Origin of the sequence: Flagellimonas ulvae (assembly GCF_049333175.1) — a bacterium.
Lineage (GTDB): Bacteria > Bacteroidota > Bacteroidia > Flavobacteriales > Flavobacteriaceae > Flagellimonas.
Window position 1 is genome coordinate 915998 of record NZ_CP186325.1, and the last position, 22414, is coordinate 938411.

Here is a 22414-nt window from a genome sequence, read left to right on the forward strand (position 1 = left end):
AGTTATTCCCAACAAAAAAAGCAGCTTTATCTGTGATTACCAGATATTTGTTGTTAGATACAATAGATGCTTTGTAAGAGTGGTGGAATTTGTTGTCAGACCCAATAAAAACTGGTGTCTTCAAGGGTGTAACATCGATTTATTGTAGCTTTTTTCCGATGAAATGGTAGGTGCTAGGGGTCATTCATTCCATTTAATCAATCCTAACCTTATGCTAAAAGTCATTACAATATCAATATTTTAATCCTAGATTTTTAGATAGGTTTTCGAAGAAGTAAAGTCGAAGGTTATCTATCAAAAAATAATCACTAATTCCTATTTACCCTGATTGTAATCCGCCTATTTGTAATTACAGTGGTTGGTGGAACAAAATTGACCTGTACATCAACTGAGGGGTTATCTGTGGTGATATTATTATCTGTTTGGTCTTGTGAATTGGTAATTGTATTGGTATAGGTCATTGATGAAAGATAGATATTGGTCATTTTCGCCCTAGCGACCAAAGTCATGGTTACCAATTCGCCACGGGTCATTGTTCCAATACTCCAATTGGGATACGTAAATGAGCCTTTTGATACCGTGGCAGAGACAAAATCCAATCCATTGGGCAACAAATCAGTAACTTGTAGGTTGGTCACCGGATCATTGCCCAAACTTTCAACAGTAATGTCAAAGGAAACTGTATCACCATCATTTACAACCAAATCTGTTGTGGATTTATCTAAAACAATATCAGGATTACAATAATAGACTTCTATGTTATTCGAGTCATAACTACATGGACCTCTCGTTACCCTAAGAAAATAATCCCCTGCCATTGAAGCACTAAAAGTTGGTGAGGTTGCACCTGGAATTAATGCTCCATCACCATACCATTGGTATGCATCGAACGATTCACCACTAGCAATCTGCAAAGTTGCACCCGGCAAACAGCTGCTTCCTGATATTTGTAAATCTATATTGGGTAAGGTATCAAATCCTGAATAATACCCTGCTAAACCACGCGCACCATTAAAACCAAAGAAACCAACGGCAATAGGTCCAGAAGACTGCACGCTTACGTTTCCGTTAAGGTTTGGGATATAAAATGTTTTCCAATCCGAAGACCCAGCTACCGTATTTGCAGCGGGAAGTGTTACTGCTCCCCCTGAATCGGTTACAATGATATTGGCATCCGGTGTAACTGTCGATGCTATAATAGTTACTCCTCCAGAAATTGTAATTCCAGCTGCGTCGGTAATGCTGGGAATATTGTCCATCAAACTAGGTAAAAGACAATTGACAGGAGCTACAAAGTTCAACCCTTGGGTATACACTTGACTTGAGCCAGCCATACATTGGTAGGCATAAACATCCTTTGAGGTTTCAACGTACATATTCGCCCCTACAGAGTTCGAAGAATAATTGCTACTGGGTATTTCAAAAAAATCACCATCATTAATGGTGGCAATAGGTGTAGCAGAACCATTAACATAGATTTCTGTGTTGTTTTGTGTGCCAATAATCAATGGAAACTCTGTTGATCCATTCGTATTACCGTTTCCGCGTATAAAAACATATTCCTTGCCCAATCGATTTTCTGGAACAGGTTGGTCTATCCCCGCATCCCTGTTTGTAGCTCCTGCCTGACGCCCGTAGTTTAAAGATCCGTTGCTTATAACGATATCCTTGTCGGCCTCAATTGTGGCACCAATCCAACCATCTACATGAGCTGGGGTAGGTGAATCGCCTATATACGTTTCAAAAACAAAGGATTCATTGGCGTCTAGGACAATCTGATATGTGTCCGCTGTTATTCCTGCTCTATCACTACCGACCCTGAACTCACAATCTGGATCATATCCGAATAAATCTATAGTTGTGTTATCCTCAGTGGCCATAATACCCAATGTGTTGGATTTAGAAGGGTGAGACCCTAAATTGGGTACGCCCCCCCATTTGAAGTTTGTCCCCATGGCCACTCTACCTTTTGAGGTCAAAGAAGCTGCTTGAGAATTTGAACGTCCTCGATAGTTAACGTAAAAATCGTTCCCTCCAGGTGCTTCAAAACGTAGACCGCTATTGGTAAGTACAATCCCTGTATTCGCATTGTTGACCAGAGTTATATTGTTATCCCCGTTGGCCAGATTATATACTGCCGGATTTGTATTGGAGATGGTAAACGAGGTAATCGGTGTTGCGTTAGTACCCCGATAGACATTTACTGTAAAAGATGTTGTCTCAGGTGTGGAGAGATACACCGCCTGTTGTTGAATGGCGGCATTGTTTTGGCCCTGTTTTAATGGGGGTAGGTAATGTAAATCACTTAATTGCCCATATGAAAGAAACCCTATGAACAAAAACACCAAAAACAAACCTCTTTGAAGAGTAATTACCAAAGCCAATAGATTAAGCAGGCTCAAATTAATTCAACGAAGAGGAATGGCTCAACTTATTGTTGTATAACAGAAAATAGATGTTGTAAAGGTGACTATTTAGGTTTAAATCCGTTTTTTGTCCGCATTTTTATCAGATGATAGAAATGTGGCATTAAAAAAATCAAAGACCCCATCCCGATAGCTTGGACCAATTGGTAGTTCCAGTTCATCTATCTCTATGTCAAGTTTTGTATATCCTGTTAAATAGTCCAAATTTACAATGTAAGAACGATGAATTCTAAGAAAATTCCGATTTAGTTTTTTCTCAAAAACCCCAATGTTTTCTTTGATTCGTATCTCTCCGGTAATACTATGGATTGTTATGTAGTCCTTAAAACTTTCAACATATTTGACTTCGTTTAAATCTACTTTGATCTTTCGATGCCCTTGATTGACAAAAATGATTTTTTTTCCTGAACCACCCTTATTTTCTGTTCCGTCTTTATTTACAAACTTCCTTGTCTCCATAGCTTGAAAGAACTTCTGAATGGCCAGAAAAAACCGTTCAAAGATTATAGGCTTCAAAAGGTAATCCAAAGCACTTACTTCAAAACCCTCTAAGGCATACTCCCTATGGGCTGTGGTAAAAATAACTTTTGGTTTATTGACAAGGTTTTTAAAAAATTGAATCCCTTTGATTACCGGCATATTGATATCCAAAAATAGAAGGTCAATCTGTTCTGATGCAAGAAAAGAAGAAGCTTCTAAGGCATTACTACACCGACCTACTACTTCTAACTCTGGTATTTTAGAAACATACTCTGCAATAAGTTCTTGCGCCAAAGGCTCATCGTCTACAATCAAACAGGTATATGTCATAGGCATAGTTCCAATTCTGTGGTGTATGTATTTGGCTTCTCTATGATGTTTAATTGATGTTTGTTTGGATATAAAAGCTCTAACTGCTTTTTTACATTGGACAAGCCCAACGATTTTCGCCCATCATTGTTTGAAATTAAGTCCGGCCTGGTATTTTTCAATTCAAAAAATAGCCTGTTTTCCCTGTTTTCCACCTGAATCCTAATAGTAGCATTGTTAATGGCCTCAGAAACCCCATGTTTAAAAGCATTTTCCACAAATGTCAATAACAATAATGGAGCAATTCTTTCTTCACCAGTGACAGATTCATCAAAGGAAATGCTTACCCGTTTTCCGTATCTAATCTGTTCCAACTCGATGTACTTGTTGATTAGAAGGAGTTCATCTTTAAGTAGCACATACTTTTTATCACAGCGATACAACATATAATCCAATATATGTGACAAGTTTTCAATAACCCTGACAGTCTTGTCGGACTTCTTAAGGGCAAGTAGATAAAGACTGTTTAGTGTATTGAACAAAAAGTGAGGGTTCAGTTGATTTTTAAGTGCGTTCAATTCGGCCTCTCTCTTTTTTTCATGCAGTACCAATAATTCTTGACGTTCCCTATAGAACAAAATGGCCAATAAAATAATGCAAGGATATGCGTAGTACAATGACCTGGAAAAGAACTGATTAAAATTAAAAAAGATGCCTTGAAAAGTAGGGCTCTCAAATCGTTTTAAAAACACTTCATAGGACGTAGGGTAATTGGGTACCAAGTATTCCACCAAAAAAAGGGTACAAAGGGCATAGACCAAAGCGAATAATCCCATAACCAAGATAGAGAACAAAAAAGCTTGCTTCCTATTCAAAACTTTGGGTATTAAAAGACCAATAATGGTATACGCTACTACCATTTGCAGGAGCATCCTAAAAACATACACCTCAAACAATTCCCTGGTTTCAGAATAGTACCAAGTAGCACTGGCCGTGGAAAACAAAAAGACACAACTCCAAAAAAGAAAATGTAATAGTGCCTCTTTTTTTAATTGTATGGGTTTCATGTTCGGGTTATCCTTTTTATAAAACCTTTCCAAGATACTGGTATTTCCTAAAAAACGAAGAAGTAGATGACGAATAGCCAGTTTCCGCATACGAATAGTGTTTCCAAAGTAAAAAATCGATTCATCCTCCAAAACGATACATACTAATTCAAAAACATACCATACGTCTACCTCATAGGTTCTGAATCCAGTACCCCTTTAGATTTGACTCAAATAAAAACAAACAAAGTGCGATACATCTTTTTATATATCTCCTTTTTATGTAGTAGTGCTGTTTTAGCTCAAAGCACGGGTTCCATTTTAGGCTCGGTTGCCGATAATGCAGACAACCAACCCCTAGCCTATGCTAGTGTCGTCCTCAAGAATGAAAGTGGAACTGTACTCAGTGGTACCATTACCGATGGAAAGGGAGGGTTCCAGTTTACAGAATTAGCTGCTGGGACCTACCTTCTGGAAATTGAGTTTATTGGGTATTCCACGCAACAAATCCCCGTTGGATTAAAAGCGCAACAAAAAGTGAAGTTGCCTACAATCGTTTTGTCGGAAAATGCAGAAGTTCTTGAGGGCGTCACCATTACCGGTGAAAAATCCACTGTTGAACAACGTTTGGATAGAAAGGTTGTGAACGTGGGCAATGATTTGATTTCCCAAGGACCTTCAGCTATAGATTTAATGAACAATCTACCTTCTGTAAACATTGGTTCCGATGGAAACATCTCTTTTCGGGGAAGCGACAATGTCAGAATACTGATAGATGGAAAATTGAGCAATCTGGAAAATCCAGCCGATGTTTTACAACAGATTCCATCAAACTCTATTAAAAAAATCGAACTGATAACCAACCCGTCAGCCAAATATAATCCCGATGGCCTCAATGGCATTATAAACATTGTACTTAAAAAAACAGCACAAGAAGGTTGGAATATGGCCTTTGGTGCTAACTCGATTATTGCACAAAGGGAACGTTACAACAGCAATGTATCCCTCAATTTTAAACCTAATAAAACCAATTATTATTTTGAATACAGCAATGGTTTTGGAGATCAAATTACTGATGGTCTATTAAACCGTTTTGATTTGAACTCCAACCAAATTACCCGAAACATTAACAATAGGGAATCGCATTTCATAAAACTGGGTACGGACTTTTACCCCTCAGGTAAAACGATACTCTCCGTTTTCACGACCCAAAATCTTTACAATGCCGCTTTTGACGGTCAAAAGGATGTGGTCTTCGAAGAAAACCCCGAAAGTAACTTTTCTTTAGATGACTTTTTAACCAGAGATAACCACACACAAAATTACAATACCAATTATAAGTGGTTATTTGATGGTGAATCACACTTCATTGAAATTGAAGCGAACTATAATTTGTTCAATAGTGACCTTATCAATGATTTTGATTTTTCAGGAAATACAACTGTACCTTCGTATGTTGAAAATGTTGAGGACAACCGCTCGGTGTTGACGTTTAACCTAGATTACAGCATACCGCTAAACGATAAATCAAAACTGGAAATTGGTGGTGAGGGACGTATAAATCGTATTGAAAATGAATATACTTCCACCAACGTATTATTGGAGAATTCCAATTTTCAATACAATAGGGATATCTTTTCGTCCTATTTTATTTACAACCGTTCTCTGGGAAAATTCAAACTTAATCTTGGGGCAAGGTTTGAGCAATATCAAGTTAGCACTCAATTTGACCAAGAACTATCTGGCCAAGAAGACTTTGACCAAAAGCTGTTCAATATTTTTCCGTCCTTCTTCTTAAGTTACCAAACATCTGAAGAAAGCCCTCATCAATATCAATTGAGTTATGGAAGAAGAATTGAGCGCCCTTCTTTCCGACAGGTTAATCCCATTAGAAGTACTACCACACCTCAGATTTTAGCTACTGGAAACATTGAGTTACTCCCTCAGTTTAGCAACACTGTTGAGGCAAATTATTTGTATCGATTTAATAAAGGTTCCATCAGTTCAGGGGTTTTCTACCGGTATATTCAGGATGAAATCAATCGAATTGGCATATTTGACCAAGAAGACCCCAATCTCTTGAGATTGAGCTATGATAATTTTGATAGCAACAACGCGTATGGGATTGAAATTGGGGGAAACATTAGACTTACTGATTGGTGGCGTACCAATATAAACCTAGAATTGTACCACAGACAACAAAGAGGTTTTATTGAAGACGAACAGGTAGAGGTACAAAATACCTTGACCAACATAAAATGGACCCAAAATTACAGATTGGGCCAAAAAGTGAGCGCCTCTGTATTTGCTTTTTATAGTGGACCTCAAGAGATTCTACAGTATGAGTTAAAACCCAACTATTATGTGAACGCAGGCTTACGTTACAGTTTTGCCAACGGAAATGGAAGCATCAACTTAAATGCCAATGACATTTTAGGTACAAGGCGTTTTGCCTTTAGGACTTTTAGAACCGTGTTCCAAGCAGGTGAATTTTTAAGGGACACCCAGCAAATTTTCCTAGGCCTATCATATCGTATGGGAGGTAAGCTATCGTCACGCTCTCGCAAAAAAAGAAACAACAACATAAAAGCCGATCGCTTTTTATAATCATAAACAAATCATTTAAATTTTAAACTATGAATTCCAATCGAGTACGCTTACTGTTTATATGTATTTTCACTAGTTCATTGTTAACCTACGGCCAAGACAATTTGGTCTCCTACGACCTAAAGAAAGGAGAAGTCTTTGATATTTTGTTTTTAACAACCCGAGAAGGCACTCAGGATCTTTTTAAAGAATATAGACAAACAGCATTCCCTGTAGCTTCGGAAATGAGCTTTTCTCCCCTACCCGGCTTTAAGATAAGAGAAATTGTCCAAGGTGATTATGAACCCCAGAGCTTGATTTTGGCAAAATGGACGAGCTTGGCTTTGCGGGAAAAATTTCTCGATGAAATTGAGGGGCGCGTTCCAAATTTTCATGAGATGCGAAAAAAAATCTGGCCTCTTTTCAATTTGACCTATTATGAAATACAAGACGATCATGCCATCCAATTGGATAGGAAAAAAGTGATTATTGCTACTGCATATTGGAAAAAAGAAAACATGCAAGGCAATTTTACAAGCTTTTTGACCCAATGGAAGAAAGCTTTGAAGAAAACTAATGGTACCCTAAAAATAGAACTGGTCAATGGCCGTTCACCAAAAGGCTATGTTTATAATCCAGATTATATGGCTATTACACAATGGGAAACAAAAGCGGACTTTGAAGCTTTTCAAAAGGAAAGTCTTAAAATGGATACCGATTTCCTGAAAAAAATCAATCAATTTAGGTTAACAGATTAAGCCATCCTGTACGAAATCTTGGTACTTTGTTGTGAAACAAAAAAGGCAGCCATAAGCTGCCTTTTTCAGTTTTAATTAAGCATGGCTAAGCCAAATCAAATCTGTCTAGATTCATCACTTTGTCCCAAGCTTTAACGAAATCATTCACGAATTTTTCCTGTGCGTCATTCGAAGCATAGACTTCGGCAACTGCTCGTAGCTCGGTATTCGAACCAAAAATTAAATCCGCTCTGGTTCCAGTCCACTTTAAGTTACCGGTCCGTCTATCTCTTCCTTCAAAGACCGTATCTTCATCATTAGCGGCCTCCCATGTATAGGTCAGGTCTACTAAATTCTTGAAGAAATCGTTGGTCAAGCTTCCCACATTTTCTGTAAAGACTCCGTGCTCTGAACCATCAAAATTAGCTCCCAATACTCTCATACCTCCAACTAAAACTGTCATTTCTGGGATTGATAGAGTTAAAAGATTAGCTTTATCAATCAATAAGTTTTCAGCAGCAATCTCCTTGGTATTGGCATTCTGATAGTTTCTAAATGCATCACCAACCGGTTTTAGGTAATTGAAAGATTCAATATCCGTTTGCTCTTGTGAAGCATCTCCCCTACCTTGAGTGAATGGTACTGAAATATTATGTCCTGCATTGTTTGCAGCTTCTTCTATAGCAGCAACTCCCGCAAGTACAATTAAATCTGCCATGGACACTGTTCCACTAAACTCGTTCTGAATACCTTCCAAAACACCAAGAACTTTGTTCAATTCCTCTGGGTTATTAACTTTCCAGCTGCGTTGTGGTTCCAATCTGAGTCTACCTCCATTGGCACCACCTCTTTTATCTGAACCTCTATAAGTAGAAGCAGAAGCCCAAGCTGTTTTAACCAATTCGGATATACTTAATCCTGAAGCTAAAATCATTTTCTTAAGATTATCAATGTCAGCATCAGAAAGTGTGTAATCTACCTTTGGAATAGGATCTTGCCAGATAAGCTCTTCACTAGGAACTTCTGGTCCTAAGTAACGTACTGTAGGCCCCATATCCCTGTGGGTAAGTTTGTACCATGCTCTAGCAAAAGCATCTTCAAAAGCTTTGTGGTCTTCATGAAAACGCTTGGATATTTTCAAATATTCCGGATCTGTTTTCAAAGCAATATCAGCCGTTGTCATCATTAACGCCTGCGTTCCATTGGCGTCACCGGCTTTAGGCGCCATTCTTGCTTTAGATTCGGCAGTAGGTGTCCATTGATGAGCTCCAGCTGGACTTTTTGTTAATTCCCAATCATAATTTAACAGCACATCAAAATAGTCTGCATCCCATTGGGTAGGATTTGGAGTCCATGCTCCTTCAATACCACTTGTAATGGTATCATCCAGTACACCACTTTTATAGGTGTTTTTCCATCCCGTGCTCATTTGCTCAATTGGCGCTCCATGTGGTTCAACACCAACAAATTTTGAAGGGTCTGCTGCACCGTGCGCCTTACCAAAGGTATGTCCTCCAGCAACCAAGGCTACAGTTTCCTCATCGTTCATGGCCATTCTGCCAAAAGTTTCACGAACATCATGTGCTGAACCTATAGGGTCTGGGTTACCATTTGGACCTTCTGGGTTAACATATATCCATCCCATCATTACAGCAGCTAATGGGTCTTCTAGGTCACGACCGTTATAACGATCCTCATTAGCTCCCCACTCTGTTTCACTACCCCAATACACATCTTGTTCTGGCTCCCATATATCTTCTCTTCCTCCGGCAAAACCAAAAGTTTTAAAACCCATAGACTCTAAAGCGCAGTTCCCTGCCAAAATCATAAGGTCTGCCCATGAAATTTTTCTACCGTATTTTTGTTTGATGGGCCACAGTAAAAGTCTTGCTTTATCCAAGTTTCCATTATCTGGCCAACTATTGATAGGAGCAAAACGTTGGTTCCCGGTACCGGCGCCACCTCTTCCATCTCCTAATCTGTAGGTTCCTGCACTATGCCATGCCATTCGAATCATCAACCCTCCGTAGTGACCGTAATCCGCAGGCCACCAATCTTGGGAGTCGGTCATTAAATTTACAAGGTCTTGCTTTAATTCTTCATAGTTTATACTATTGAATTCAGAGGCATAGTCAAAGTCTTCTCCCATTGGGTCTGACTGAGCAGTGTGTTGTCTTAGAATGTTCAGCTTAAGTTCATTGGGCCACCAATCTCTGTTCGAAGTCCCTCCTCCTGCAGTTTGATTCACATCACCACTTAAGAAAGGGCACATGCTTGGGTCACCATTGGAATGTGTTTTATTGTCCATTGTCGATAGTTAATTTATTTTTTCAAGTTAAAAGTACAATCCTTAATCTACCAAAAAGTATTCTCTTCATTAATAAAACTTATTTTTTGATTGGCTCACTTTATGGGTATGCTCTTATTCCCCGTTTTTTTCTATTAAAATACCTTTTTAGATGAATGGAACTATTTAGACGACAAATGGACCAAAAAGCATCAATTTGAGTGAAAGCACACTCATAACATTCAAAATTTATTCGATAAACGGTAATTTTTCGACGATTAACGTAAAAACCTATGAAAAATTCATAAGTATTTCTTCATTTTCTTTCTACAACTTTGTCATGTGTTAATCCCCAAATCTAATAATCATGACACATTCAATTACCTACAGATTCGTATTTATTTTAAGTTTTGTTTTGTCTATTAGCCTAAGCGCACAGACTAGTTTTGAAACTACAGTTCAACATGAAAATAATCAACGTGTTGAAGATTATCTTGACCTATTGAAGCAAGGATATTCTGAGATAGAAATTTTTCAGGACCTTGGGAATGCCAATTTCCTGGCAGAGAATTATGAAACTGCTGCTTTTTGGTATGAAAAGTTGCTAAGCACTAACGGAACTTCTGCATTGGAAACCAATTATAAAGGATTGTTAGAATTTGCCCAAACACAATTGGAAAAAGGTCCTGGCCATTTTCAAAATGAGAAGAATCTTTGGAATGAACATATTCAATCCCACTATTCCGGTGAAAAACTTAACCAAAGAGTTGCATCCAAAGAAGCAGGTGAAAACAAAATGAAAGGGAAATTGTCCACTTTGGACGGGTATATGCCTTCCATGACTGTAACTCAAGATGGTCAGACTGCATACTTCAGCAAAGCAACCCATCAAAAACCGTTATATGGTGTTTTTTCCAAAAAGGAACTAGTACACGAGATATTCAGAGTTGAAAGAATTGATGGAAAATGGAAAAATGCCACTAAAGTTGCTGTATGCCCCAAATATGCCTCTGCAAAACACCCTACTATTTCTGAAGACGGCACACGTTTGTTCTTTGCTTCAAACATGAAAGGGAGCTATGGTAACTATGACATCTACGTGGTTGATATAAAAACTAATGGAAAGCTAGGCATTGTAAAGAACCTAGGACCTAAAGTAAACACCAAAGAAGATGAGCTCTACCCTAATTTATACAATGGAACTTTATTGTTCTTTGCTTCTGCCGGTAGAAAAGGGTATGGTGGATTGGACCTATATGCCACCCAAGTAGCCAAAAGCAGTCTTACCGCTTCGGTAAATCTTGGAGGACATATTAACAGCAACAAAGATGATTACAGTATAGCCTTAAACCTGGATAAAGGAACTGGCTTTGTAGTCTCCAATAGAGGTCAAAACAGCACTATTGCACAGCATGCCGTTTCATACGGAAAACAGGAAAACAAAAATACAGCAGTGGCCAATCGTGAAAATAGATTGAAAAGTATCATGAATGATCAGTCCACTGTAGAATACAGCAATACAGCTTTTGAAGAATAATATACCCTAGAACAATCGTGTAGGTAATAAGATTTAAAAATCGGTCAGCTACCTGGGGGTTATTTGATATCCAAAATTGTCAAAAAATAGTGTCCATAGCCTAAAACGGACAGGGGAAAAGGCAGTTGTATCATATAAAACGGGTTGTACTATTTCAATCTGACCGATTTTTCCAAAATATAAAGAGATGTCTTGAAAAAGGCATCTTTTTTTTATTTAAATATCTGAAATACAAGTATTTGATTTTATCAAAGTAATACTGTCAGCAGATAATCGAATCAAAACGTTTTGTGCATTTGAACGAAAAATTCTACAAATAAACGATGTCAAATGAAAAAAAGTGTAATTTAATTTTTGAAATAGTACTAACCCAAATCTTATTCTTACATGAAAAAACTGCAACTCCTAAAATTCCACTTTCTATAAATAGAGTGGTTTACCTCAACCAATTTTAAGCATCTTTTTTAATTGAACTTTGGTTCATCGGTTTTTTACTGGCATGAACCATCATCCTTAATTTAAGGTCCAGACTACTATTGTCTTAATTCAACTAGTTGTTGAGACAATAATTGAGTCTGAGCCTTATGACAGGAAGGAAATGTATTGTCCAATATTATAGGCTATGGACTTACTTAAAAAAATATGATAACCCCCAAATCTATTTTATCATGCAAAAACATCAAACAAAAATTGTAATTATAGACCATGAAGAAAAACTACACTTAGCTTACAACTACTTTCTTGAGGAAAATGAAAGGTTTACGCTTTTAGGTATTTTCAAATCCGTAAATGAACTCCTATCCCATTTTGGGAAGATGAATCCAGATATCATTATATCAGAAACATCCCTCCAGGGTATTTCAGGTATAGATGGTATAGAGTTTATTCGTAAAAAGAAGAAGAACGTTAAAATACTGATGGTGAGTCATCAGAATGATTTTGATTTGGTCAGGGAAGCTTTTAAAAAAGGAGCTAATGGCTATCTGTCAAAACCTATTGGCAAGGAACGTTTTCTCAATGCTTTAGACAATATGGATGAGCATGGAGTGATTATGGAGCATGATATTCTCAAAAAGGTAATCGGTTCATTTCAGAAAAGATCTTTTGATTCTTTTTCAAAAAAGGAAAACCAGATTATTGAACTGCTAACCCAAGGTTTTACGTATAAAATGATTGCGGATAAACTATGTGTCACTCCCAGCGCAGTTAATTTCCATATCCAAAATATCTATGTAAAACTCAATGTTAACTCTAAGTCTGAAGCACTTCAAAAGCTTAGAGAATTGGAAGTGCAGCGATTAAACGCTGCTTAATTTTCATTTGAATTAGTCCCAAATGAAAAACCCTTGACATAGTGTCAAGGGTTTTTTCTCTTTATATGAGGATGAAGTTTACTTCACCTCTTCAAAATCAACATCTTCTACGTTGTCGCCTTCACTTGCTCCACCGCCAGCGTTTGCTTCAGGTCCGGCACCAGCGTCAGCGCCCGCCCCATTGGCTTGGGCTTCAGCCTGTGCTTTGTACATTTCTTCAGAAGCTGTTTTCCAAGCTTCATTGATTTTTTCCAAAGCGGGCTCAATCACAACCAAATCCTTGGTTTCGTAAGCCTTTTTCAACTCTTCTAGTGCTTCTTCAATAGGCTTTTTCTTATCGTCAGAAAGCTTATCACCAAACTCCTTAAGTTGTTTTTCTGTTTGGAAAATCATTCCATCTGCTTCATTCAACTTATCTGCAGTTTCTTTGGCCTTTTTATCAGTTTCAGCATTTGCTTCAGCTTCAGCCTTCATTCTTTCGATTTCTTCTTCGGTCAATCCAGAAGATGCCTCAATTCGAATATCCTGTGTTTTATTTGTAGCCTTATCCGTTGCAGAAACCTTGATGATACCATTTGCATCGATATCAAAAGTTACCTCAATCTGAGGTGTTCCTCTTGGTGCGGGTGGAATACCATCTAAGTGGAATCTACCAATGGTTTTGTTATCTGCGGCCATTGGACGCTCTCCTTGCAGTACATGGATTTCAACTGAAGGTTGATTATCCGCCGCCGTTGAGAAAACCTGTGACTTCTTGGTCGGAATGGTAGTGTTTGCTTCAATCAATTTAGTGAAGACACTTCCCATGGTTTCAATACCTAGAGAAAGAGGCGTTACATCTAGAAGCAGTACATCCTTAACATCACCGGTCAATACGCCACCTTGGATTGCAGCCCCGATAGCCACCACCTCATCTGGGTTAACACCTTTGGAAGGTTTCTTTCCAAAGAATTTTTCAACAGCTTCTTGAACAGCTGGAATACGGGTTGAACCACCTACCAATATTATTTCATCAATATCACTCTTGGAAAGTCCAGCAGATTTTAATGCAGTTTCACAAGGAGCAATGGTTCTTTTCACCAAGTCATCAATCAACTGCTCAAATTTGGCTCTTGACAAGGTTCTCACCAAGTGTTTTGGTCCAGAAGCAGTTGCCGTTACATAAGGTAAATTAATTTCCGTTTGTGCAGAGGACGACAATTCAATTTTAGCCTTTTCAGCTGCCTCACGTAATCTTTGAAGTGCCATGGCATCATCTCTCAAATCCATGCCCTCGTCTGATTTGAATTCCTCGGCCAACCAATCGATTATCTTTTGGTCAACGTCGTCACCTCCCAAGTGCGTATCTCCATCAGTAGCCAATACTTCAAAAACACCATCACCCAATTCTAAGATAGAAACGTCATGCGTTCCTCCACCAAAATCGAACACAACGATTTTTTGATCTGTATCCTTTTTATCCAACCCATAGGCCAAAGAGGCCGCAGTTGGTTCATTTATAATTCTTTCTACGGTCAAGCCAGCGATTTCGCCTGCTTCTTTCGTAGCTTGTCTTTGGGAATCATTAAAGTACGCAGGTACCGTGATTACCGCTCTGGATACATCTTGTCCCAAGTAATCCTCCGCAGTTTTCTTCATTTTTTGAAGAATCATGGCAGAAAGTTCTTGAGGTGTATATAAACGACCATCGATATCCACTCTTGGGGTATCATTATCGCCTTTAGTTACATTATAAGGTACTCTGTTTGCCTCCTTTTGGGATTCAGAGAATTTGTTCCCCATAAACCTTTTGATGGAATAAATGGTTTTGTGTGGGTTGGTCACCGCTTGTCTTTTTGCTGGGTCTCCAACCTTGATTTCGCCACCTTCCACAAAAGCAATTACTGAAGGAGTAGTCCGTTTTCCTTCCGCATTTGGAATTACCACCGGTTCATTACCTTCCATTACAGAGACGCAGGAGTTGGTCGTACCCAAATCTATTCCTATAATCTTGCTCATCTTATCTAAAGTTATGTCTGTTATCAATTATAATTCTGCTATCTGAATGTCAATGATTATGCCATCCAAAAGAATATGACAAGCTGTCATATTGATTCTTGAAATCAATGACGAAGTATTGGCTAGAGGTTCCTATCTTTGAAATAGCAAATTGACCTAACCGTGGAATGCATCAGTGTATTTGATATGCTCAAAATTGGGGTTGGCCCCTCTAGCTCCCATACTTTGGGGCCATGGCGTGCCAGCGAACAATGGTTGTCTGAGCTAAAAGAGAAACAACTTTTTACTTCAATAAAAGAGGTAACTGTAGAATTATATGGTTCCCTGTCACTTACTGGAAAAGGACATGCTACAGATACAGCAGTCATGATGGGGCTTTTGGGAAAAGATCCTGAAACAGTTCCTACGGAAACCATACCAGACCTGATTTCTTCCATCACTGAACAGAAAAAAATTTTGCTCGATGCAAAGCATATCATTCCTTTTGATGTAGAGCAAAGCATTGTTTTTAAAAAAGAATTTTTACCCTTTCATGCCAATGGCATACGCTTTTTGGCAAATCTTGAGGATGGTAATGTAATTTCGGAAACGTACTATTCCATTGGTGGTGGATTTGTAGTTAAGGAAGGTCAAAAATCCAAAGATAAAGAAGCCGTTTTTCTATGCTTTCCGCATCCTGTAACCACCGGTGATGAATTGCTCAAATTCTGCACAGACTGGGAGAAACCCATCTCAGAAATTGTTCTTCAAAATGAACGTTATTTACGAAGTGATGAAGAGATTAATGAAGGACTACACCGTATTTGGGATACCATGTTACAATGCATGTTTGAAGGGTGTCATACGCAAGGTATCCTACCTGGTGGATTGAATGTGAGGCGCAGGGCATATGAAATGCATGAAAAACTAAAAGGAAACCTTCTTTATCCCAATGCGCATGAATGGTTAAAGGTTATACGAAAAACTGAGGTGAAATTCCGTCAGATTTTCAAATGGGTAAGCTGTTTTGCTTTAGCAGTAAATGAGGTGAATGCTTCACTAGGCAGAGTAGTTACCGCACCTACTAATGGAAGTGCAGGAGTAATACCTGCCGTTTTGATGTACTATATGGTCATTGAAAACCACGAAGCAGATTTTGAACACATTAAAAAGTTCTTATTGGTGGCGGGTGAAATTGGAAGTATCTTCAAAAAGGGTGCTACTATTTCAGCAGCTATGGGTGGTTGTCAGGCGGAAATTGGTGTGTCCTCTGCCATGGCGGCGGGTGCTTTATGTGAATTGTTGGGAGGAACTCCCCAACAAGTGCTCGTTGCTGCAGAAATTGCCATGGAGCATCATTTGGGACTTACTTGCGACCCCATTGGAGGATTGGTTCAAATTCCCTGTATTGAACGAAATTCAATGGGTGCCATTAAAGCCATTAATGCAGCGGAACTGGCTTTGGAAACCAACCCCGAAGACGTAAAAGTTCCATTGGACAAAGTGGTTAATACCATGTGGGAAACCGCTAAGGACATGAACAGTAAGTACAAAGAAACCTCTAAAGGAGGGCTTGCAGTAGGCGTCAACATGAGTGATTGTTGATATTGCAGAGTATAGGATTTTTATTCTAACTTTTTATTTAAAATTATTTGCTACGGCATAGAATTTGTTTCATTTTTTGAAACAAATGTCATGGTCAAAAAACTACTTTTCACGATTTTAATCCTACTCTCATGTGCTGTTGTTGCTCAAACCAAAAAGACACGCAAAATGCTGTCCGAAATCAAGGAGCAATGGACACTGGACGACTCTGGCAATGTTACCTACCAAAAAATATTGGAGCTGCCTAAACTCCAAAAAGATATTATCTACCTGAGAGCATTAAACTATTTTTCTTATGATTTTGAAAATGAGCCTCTAAGCCTGACTGAAGACAAAGAACTGGGAATGCTTCTGGCCAAAGGTTTTTTTGAGAGAGTGCACAGCACAGGGGTATTTCTGGATTATACACATATCCATTGCTTACATCTAATTAGAATTGATGTAAAAGATGAAAAGGCCAGAATTTTACTAACACTATCATCGTACGAAATTGAGTCAGGAGATGTTGGTGAAGATGATTTACCTGTGGTTACCTCATCAAAAGTAAATCAAGAGTTTCCGATAAATCCGAGTGGTCGAAATAAAACCATGATGGGTAAGGCATTTTACAAATCGCACATGAGGGCAATTTCATTGTTGGATAAAATTTCCAATGCAATGGAAAATGGAAATACCTCTCCTTCTTTAGAGAATAGCGATTGGTAAATATTCTATTACTCAATACAACCTTTCCTGCCCCTGGTATCGATTAAATAAATTATTTTCCATTCTCCATCAAAATTCACCATTTGAAAGGAATTGATACCACAATGACTGAAATTACCATTTAACCAAAACTCATATCCTACCCAAGCATTGGCCATCGTGCGGTCCACTTGAATAGACCAAGAAGTTAGTTTTTCTTCGAATTGAATACTATCAGGAATGCTGACTATCGAGGCATACAGTTTTTCTATCGGTGTGGTTTGAAACTGTGTTTGGCCTTCTTTGTTTCTACCCGTGGTCTGAAGCACTACGTTATCCGCAACAAAACTTTTCATGGCTACAGAATCCTGTTTATGAAAGGCTTCAAAAAAACCTTCAACTGTTTTTTGTACCAATGCCTTGTCATCCATCTGGGCATTTACAGAAATAAAAGTGAAGAGCCCTAATAAAATACTCGTGGAAAATCTCATCATGTTCGTTTTTGATTAGACTCCAAATTAAACAAATCTGTTTACATTTAGGCTTACAAAATAGAAAGAATGTCTGTCGCGAAAAAAGAATACAAAAGGGTAACCGTAAAGTCTTTGGTGGAAATGAAGCAAAATGGAGAAAAAATATCCATGCTTACTTCATATGATTATTCCATGGCCAAGATTGTGGATGCTGCCCAAGTAGATGTAATCCTAGTAGGTGATTCTGCCAGCAATGTGATTGCTGGGCATGAAACCACGCTGCCCATTACATTGGACCAAATGATTTATCACGCAAGTTCGGTAGTAAGAGCCGCAAAACGCGCTTTAGTGGTTGTGGACATTCCCTTTGGAAGTTATCAAAGTGATTCTAAAGAAGCTTTACGTTCTGCTATCCGAATTATGAAGGAAAGTGGTGCACATGCGGTTAAAGTAGAAGGAGGTTCTGAAATTAGACAATCCGTAACCCGTATTCTTGAAGCTGGTATTCCTGTTATGGGGCATTTGGGACTCACACCACAATCCATTTATAAATTTGGCACTTACACCGTTAGGGCCAAAGAAGAAAGAGAGGCTGAAAAACTTAAAGAGGATGCCAAAATGCTTGAAGAACTGGGCTGTTTTGGTATTGTATTGGAAAAAATACCTGCAAAATTGGCACAAGAAGTAGCTGAGAGTGTATCCATACCTATTATTGGAATTGGTGCTGGGAATGGGGTTGACGGACAAGTTTTGGTTGTACACGATCTTTTAGGTATGACCCATGAGTTCAATCCCAGATTTCTTCGGCGTTACATGAACCTCTACGAAGATATGAGCAAGGCTATTTCCGAGTATGTAACTGATGTAAAAAGCCGAGATTTCCCTAATGAAGATGAGTCGTATTAGATTTTTGGATTACTGGATTTTTAGAGTGCTAAATTTTCAGTTTTTCTTGTCGTAACGTCATGTAATTTTCAGCTTATTAAAGATTGAAATAATTCCCAAATCAATTAATCAAATTATGCATCGATTTAAAGATTTAGAAATCTGGAAAATGAGCAGGATTTTCTGTTCAGATATTTACAAGACTACATCTTCCTTTCCTGAAACAGAAAAGTTTGGTTTAGTAAATCAATTGAGAAGGGCTTCGGTATCTGTTCCTTCAAATATCGCTGAAGGTTGCTCAAGAAAATCAAATAAAGACTTTTCAAGATTTTTAGAAATTGCAATAGGCTCGTTATATGAAATTGAAACTCAATTATTGATTTCCTGCGATTTGGGATTTCTTCGGAAAAACAAACTTGACATTCTTCTATTAAATCTAAGTTCGATTATTAAAATGACTTCTAAGTTCAAGTCTTCTCTAAAGTGAATTCTAAACCATCCAAAAATCCAAAAATCCAACGGTCCATTCCATCCAACCTACAGGTTTTGTATGAGGACAATCACTTGATAATTGTCAACAAAAGACCTGGGGATATTGTACAAGGGGATAAAACAGGGGATATTCCATTGAGTGAAGTGGTGAAGGAATACCTCAAAATCAAATACAATAAACCCGGTAATGTTTTTTTAGGCGTGGTTCATCGATTGGACAGACCCACTTCTGGGATTGTTGTTTTTGCAAGAACTTCCAAGGCTCTTCCCAGATTGAATGCTCTATTTTCTCAAGGTAAAACCAAAAAAACCTATTGGGCCATGGTGAAAAAATCTCCTCAGAAAACTACCGATACCTTGATTCATTGGTTGGTTCGTAATCCAAAACAGAATAAGTCTTATGCCCATGCATCCGAAGTACCCAACTCAAAAAAGGCAATTCTCTCGTATCGGATACTAAATGAGCTGGATAACTATACACTTTTGGAGATTGATTTGAAAACAGGGAGGCACCATCAAATAAGAGCACAATTGGCAGCTATAGATTGCCATATAAAAGGGGATTTAAAATACGGAGCACAAAGAAGCAATCCCAACGGTAGCATCCACTTACATGCCAGAAGCTTGGAGTTCGAGCACCCTGTCAAAAAAGAACCTGTTCAATGTATTGCACCCACACCAAAGGACCCTTTGTGGAAGCTCGTGGATTAACGTGAAGCCACTAAGGCTTTCTCCCGGATTATTTCACCAACAGGTCTGTTTTGAAGATGACTTTCCAACCATGAAAGGATATCCAGATATAAAAAGGCCCGTTTTTCATAGGGATGGTTTTCGTACTTCTTCAATTCGTTATATAGCTTTTGGAACTCATTGTGTAATTCACTGGGGTAGATGTCGCCTAGACTCCTTAAAAACTTAATCATCTCGCGTTGAACCGCCTGTAAATCATTCATCTTTAAAAGAAACTTATAGGTGCTTTTTAACTGGACTTCCAAGTGATAATCCATACCCGCCTCATAGTGGGCCACTAAACTCAATACGCGAGCGAAACACATCAGGTCCTCGCGCATCTTTAAGTTTTTGTTGGTGATAATTCGCTTCAGATACAAAATACAGTTCTTATGGTCCGAATTTCCGAAATACAGACAGGCAATTTTGTAATATAGCAGCATCACATGATGCTCATCAATACGGTCTCTGTGTTTTTTGATTCCGTATTCAATAATGTTCACCAAATACAATCCCCTACTGAATGTACCCTCCAGAAAATGAAGGTTCAATTTATTGGAGTTCACATATAAAAATGTAAGTGAAGCGATATTATCGTTCTGCGGAAACTTGGGATGACTCACTTGTGCCTCCAAACGTTCTAAAGTATCCTTGAACTGAGTGCTATACTTCACAAAGAATAAAGACTCTAGCAAGTAGTGATTCCCTTTGAGAAAAAAAACAGGGTTCAAGGATATCATATCCTCATTATCATAGAACAAATCCACCCACTTACTGGCATATTTATAAGCGGATAAAAAATCTTGAGTTAAAAGGCTATACCAGAGATAGGCCTTATAAAGCCAGAGTTTTTCACGAAAACCCAAATCCTCTAATCGATATGACGGCAAATGTGAATCAAAATAATCCTTCACACTTCTCAGGTCTTCGTCATCTTTAACATATCCCACCTTCAGCATCATTCCATACAATTGTAGGGATAGGTTGGACAATTTGCTTGTCATCACGTTATGTTCCGAAAGTTCCTTGGCTTGTACCGCTAACTCATCCGCCCTAGCCGGAATACTTCGGGTTATATACTGAGTCTCGATTATCTTTTCAAGTTCAACAATCTCATACGCCACATTTTTTTCCTCATTCTCAATGGCAAAATTCTTGGCCTTATCGAGGATTTTAAGACTTTGTTTGTACAATCCTTTTTGATAGAGAATTGTAGCAAAATCAAGCTGTTCCCGTATCTGTACACGAATGTTCTGATTTACTGGATTCAAACGCAGGCTTACCAAAATCTGTTTGTAAAGATGTGCCTTAAGGTTTGAAAGCTGAGCTTTTTTCACGATTCCACTCTCCAGAATCTGCTTTTCATTGTACAAACGCATTTTGTCCAATAAATTGAAAAGTGCCAAAAACTTCGCATCAGCATTCACCCCCAATCTACCCACATACAGCTTAAATTGCCTCTTTTCCGATTTGGATAAAGATTTAATCAATATGAACAATGTATCCTTATGGGCATTTGTCATCGTAAAAAATAGAGTTTAATATATTGAATATTAGATATTTAAAGTATTAAAAACCTAATTTAACATTGTAATGGATTTAAGTGTATTTCTTTACCGGCAGACTCCTACCATATCTTCGTAATAGGAGTAAAAAACCGACTACACGAATGGATAAAGATAAGGTACAAATTTTTGACACGACTTTGAGGGATGGTGAGCAAGTCCCGGGTTGTAAACTGGACACCAAACAAAAGCTGGTCATCGCCCAACGATTGGATGAGCTAGGAGTTGATATCATCGAGGCTGGGTTTCCAATTTCGAGTCCAGGAGACTTTCAATCAGTAAATGAAATTGCCAAACTTGTTAAAAATGCTACAGTTTGCGGCCTCACAAGAGCGGTCAAAAAAGATATTGAGGTAGCAGCCGAAGCAATAAAAGTTGCTAAGAGACCCAGAATCCATACTGGGATAGGGACTTCAGATTCGCATATTAAATTTAAGTTCAACTCCACCAGAGAGAAAATAATTGAGCGTGCGGTTGAGGCCGTCTCTTATGCAAAGTCTTTTGTGGAGGATGTGGAGTTCTACGCCGAAGATGCTGGTAGAACGGATAATGACTACCTGGCCCAAGTTTGTGAAGCTGTGATTAAAGCAGGTGCCACTGTACTCAATATTCCTGATACCACCGGATATTGTCTTCCAGAAGAGTATGGTGCAAAAATGAAATACCTAAGAGAAAATGTAAAAGGAATCGATAAAGCCGTTCTTTCCTGTCATTGCCACAACGATTTAGGATTGGCCACCGCCAATTCTATAGCGGGAGTAGTAAACGGAGCGAGGCAAATAGAGTGCACCATTAATGGTATAGGTGAAAGAGCGGGAAACACTTCCTTGGAAGAAGTGGTGATGATTCTTCGCCAACATCCTTATCTCAACCTTGATACGGACATAAATAGCACTTTATTATACGATACAAGTCAGATGGTGTCCCAAAAAATGGGAATGCCAGTACAACCCAATAAGGCCATTGTTGGCTCCAATGCTTTTGCCCATAGTTCAGGGATACATCAGGATGGTGTAATCAAGCAAAGGGAAACCTACGAAATAATTGATCCTAAAGACGTAGGGGTAAGCCAATCATCAATTGTGCTTACAGCGCGCAGTGGAAGGGCAGCCTTAGCATACAGAGCTAAAAATGTGGGGTATGAACTGACCAAACTTCAATTGGATGTAGTTTATGATAACTTTTTGAAGTTTGCGGATAGACAAAAGGAAATATTTGACGAAGATATCCACAAGATTATTGAAGCAAGTGATATTCGTATTGCCAATCTCGCTTAAACATAC

Annotated in this window: 17 protein-coding genes; 10 read left to right on the plus strand and 7 right to left on the minus strand. The window is 38.5% G+C overall.

Features of this window, described 5'->3' with window-relative positions; all coding sequences use genetic code 11:
• Positions 1-308 precede the first annotated feature (308 nt).
• The 3 genes from ACOKFD_RS04180 to ACOKFD_RS04190 all read right to left on the minus strand — a co-directional run bounded on the left by ACOKFD_RS04180 (position 309) and on the right by ACOKFD_RS04190 (position 4372).
• Positions 309-2378, minus strand: a complete 2070-nt coding sequence (locus ACOKFD_RS04180; RefSeq protein ID WP_422860108.1) for a DUF11 domain-containing protein — start codon at positions 2376-2378, stop codon at positions 309-311.
• Positions 2379-2480: 102 nt separating this feature from the next.
• Positions 2481-3236: a LytR/AlgR family response regulator transcription factor gene (locus tag ACOKFD_RS04185; RefSeq protein WP_422860109.1), complete on the minus strand. Its 756-nt coding sequence runs from the start codon at positions 3234-3236 to the stop codon at positions 2481-2483.
• Complete coding sequence (locus ACOKFD_RS04190; RefSeq protein WP_422860110.1) at positions 3233-4372, minus strand: sensor histidine kinase; 1140 nt, start codon at positions 4370-4372, stop codon at positions 3233-3235. The genes ACOKFD_RS04185 and ACOKFD_RS04190 overlap by 4 nt, the downstream gene beginning before the upstream one ends.
• Positions 4373-4510: 138 nt before the next feature.
• On the opposite strand from ACOKFD_RS04190, the gene ACOKFD_RS04195 reads away from it, so the two are divergent.
• Positions 4511-6868 carry a TonB-dependent receptor domain-containing protein gene (locus ACOKFD_RS04195; protein WP_422860111.1) on the plus strand — a complete coding sequence of 786 codons (2358 nt, stop codon included), beginning with the start codon at positions 4511-4513 and terminating at the stop codon, positions 6866-6868.
• Between the two features lie 29 nt (positions 6869-6897).
• Complete coding sequence (locus ACOKFD_RS04200) at positions 6898-7605, plus strand: hypothetical protein (RefSeq protein ID WP_298999030.1); 708 nt, start codon at positions 6898-6900, stop codon at positions 7603-7605.
• Between the two features lie 85 nt (positions 7606-7690).
• Here ACOKFD_RS04200 and katG read toward each other — a convergent pair whose 3' ends face one another.
• Positions 7691-9892 (minus strand): catalase/peroxidase HPI, encoded by a 2202-nt coding sequence (gene katG / locus ACOKFD_RS04205; RefSeq protein ID WP_422860112.1) that lies wholly within the window; start codon positions 9890-9892, stop codon positions 7691-7693.
• Positions 9893-10238: 346 nt separating this feature from the next.
• Here katG and ACOKFD_RS04210 point away from each other — a divergent pair, with 346 nt between their 5' ends.
• A complete protein-coding gene (locus tag ACOKFD_RS04210; RefSeq protein ID WP_422860113.1) occupies positions 10239-11408 on the plus strand; it encodes a cell envelope biogenesis protein OmpA in 1170 nt (389 codons plus the stop codon).
• Between the two features lie 668 nt (positions 11409-12076).
• Positions 12077-12721 carry a response regulator transcription factor gene (locus ACOKFD_RS04215; RefSeq protein ID WP_298999033.1) on the plus strand — a complete coding sequence of 215 codons (645 nt, stop codon included), beginning with the start codon at positions 12077-12079 and terminating at the stop codon, positions 12719-12721.
• A 78-nt stretch (positions 12722-12799) separates the two neighbouring features.
• On the opposite strand, the gene dnaK is transcribed toward ACOKFD_RS04215, so the two are convergent.
• Positions 12800-14719 (minus strand): molecular chaperone DnaK, encoded by a 1920-nt coding sequence (gene dnaK, locus ACOKFD_RS04220; protein WP_298999034.1) that lies wholly within the window; start codon positions 14717-14719, stop codon positions 12800-12802.
• A 162-nt stretch (positions 14720-14881) separates the two neighbouring features.
• Between dnaK and ACOKFD_RS04225 the strand changes: the two genes are divergently transcribed.
• Positions 14882-16303: an L-serine ammonia-lyase gene (locus ACOKFD_RS04225; protein ID WP_422860114.1), complete on the plus strand. Its 1422-nt coding sequence runs from the start codon at positions 14882-14884 to the stop codon at positions 16301-16303.
• Between the two features lie 90 nt (positions 16304-16393).
• Positions 16394-17008 (plus strand): DUF4468 domain-containing protein, encoded by a 615-nt coding sequence (locus ACOKFD_RS04230; protein WP_422860115.1) that lies wholly within the window; start codon positions 16394-16396, stop codon positions 17006-17008.
• A gap of 8 nt (positions 17009-17016) precedes the next feature.
• Here ACOKFD_RS04230 and ACOKFD_RS04235 read toward each other — a convergent pair whose 3' ends face one another.
• On the minus strand, positions 17017-17481 hold the full coding sequence (locus ACOKFD_RS04235; protein ID WP_422860116.1) for a nuclear transport factor 2 family protein: 465 nt from the start codon (positions 17479-17481) through the stop codon (positions 17017-17019).
• Positions 17482-17547: 66 nt separating this feature from the next.
• On the opposite strand from ACOKFD_RS04235, the gene panB reads away from it, so the two are divergent.
• The 3 genes from panB to ACOKFD_RS04250 all read left to right on the plus strand — a co-directional run bounded on the left by panB (position 17548) and on the right by ACOKFD_RS04250 (position 19548).
• Positions 17548-18366, plus strand: a complete 819-nt coding sequence (gene panB / locus ACOKFD_RS04240) for a 3-methyl-2-oxobutanoate hydroxymethyltransferase (protein ID WP_422860117.1) — start codon at positions 17548-17550, stop codon at positions 18364-18366.
• Positions 18367-18481: 115 nt separating this feature from the next.
• Complete coding sequence (locus ACOKFD_RS04245; protein ID WP_422860118.1) at positions 18482-18832, plus strand: four helix bundle protein; 351 nt, start codon at positions 18482-18484, stop codon at positions 18830-18832.
• On the plus strand, positions 18829-19548 hold the full coding sequence (locus ACOKFD_RS04250; protein ID WP_422860119.1) for an RluA family pseudouridine synthase: 720 nt from the start codon (positions 18829-18831) through the stop codon (positions 19546-19548). Before ACOKFD_RS04245 ends, ACOKFD_RS04250 begins: the two co-directional genes overlap by 4 nt.
• On the opposite strand, the gene ACOKFD_RS04255 is transcribed toward ACOKFD_RS04250, so the two are convergent.
• On the minus strand, positions 19545-21089 hold the full coding sequence (locus ACOKFD_RS04255) for a hypothetical protein (RefSeq protein ID WP_422860120.1): 1545 nt from the start codon (positions 21087-21089) through the stop codon (positions 19545-19547). The two genes, ACOKFD_RS04250 and ACOKFD_RS04255, sit on opposite strands and share 4 nt — an antisense overlap.
• A gap of 146 nt (positions 21090-21235) precedes the next feature.
• Here ACOKFD_RS04255 and ACOKFD_RS04260 point away from each other — a divergent pair, with 146 nt between their 5' ends.
• The gene (locus tag ACOKFD_RS04260) at positions 21236-22408 is read left to right on the plus strand and encodes a 2-isopropylmalate synthase (protein WP_422860121.1); all 1173 of its coding nucleotides are present in this window, start codon (positions 21236-21238) and stop codon (positions 22406-22408) included.
• Positions 22409-22414: the final 6 nt, after the last annotated feature.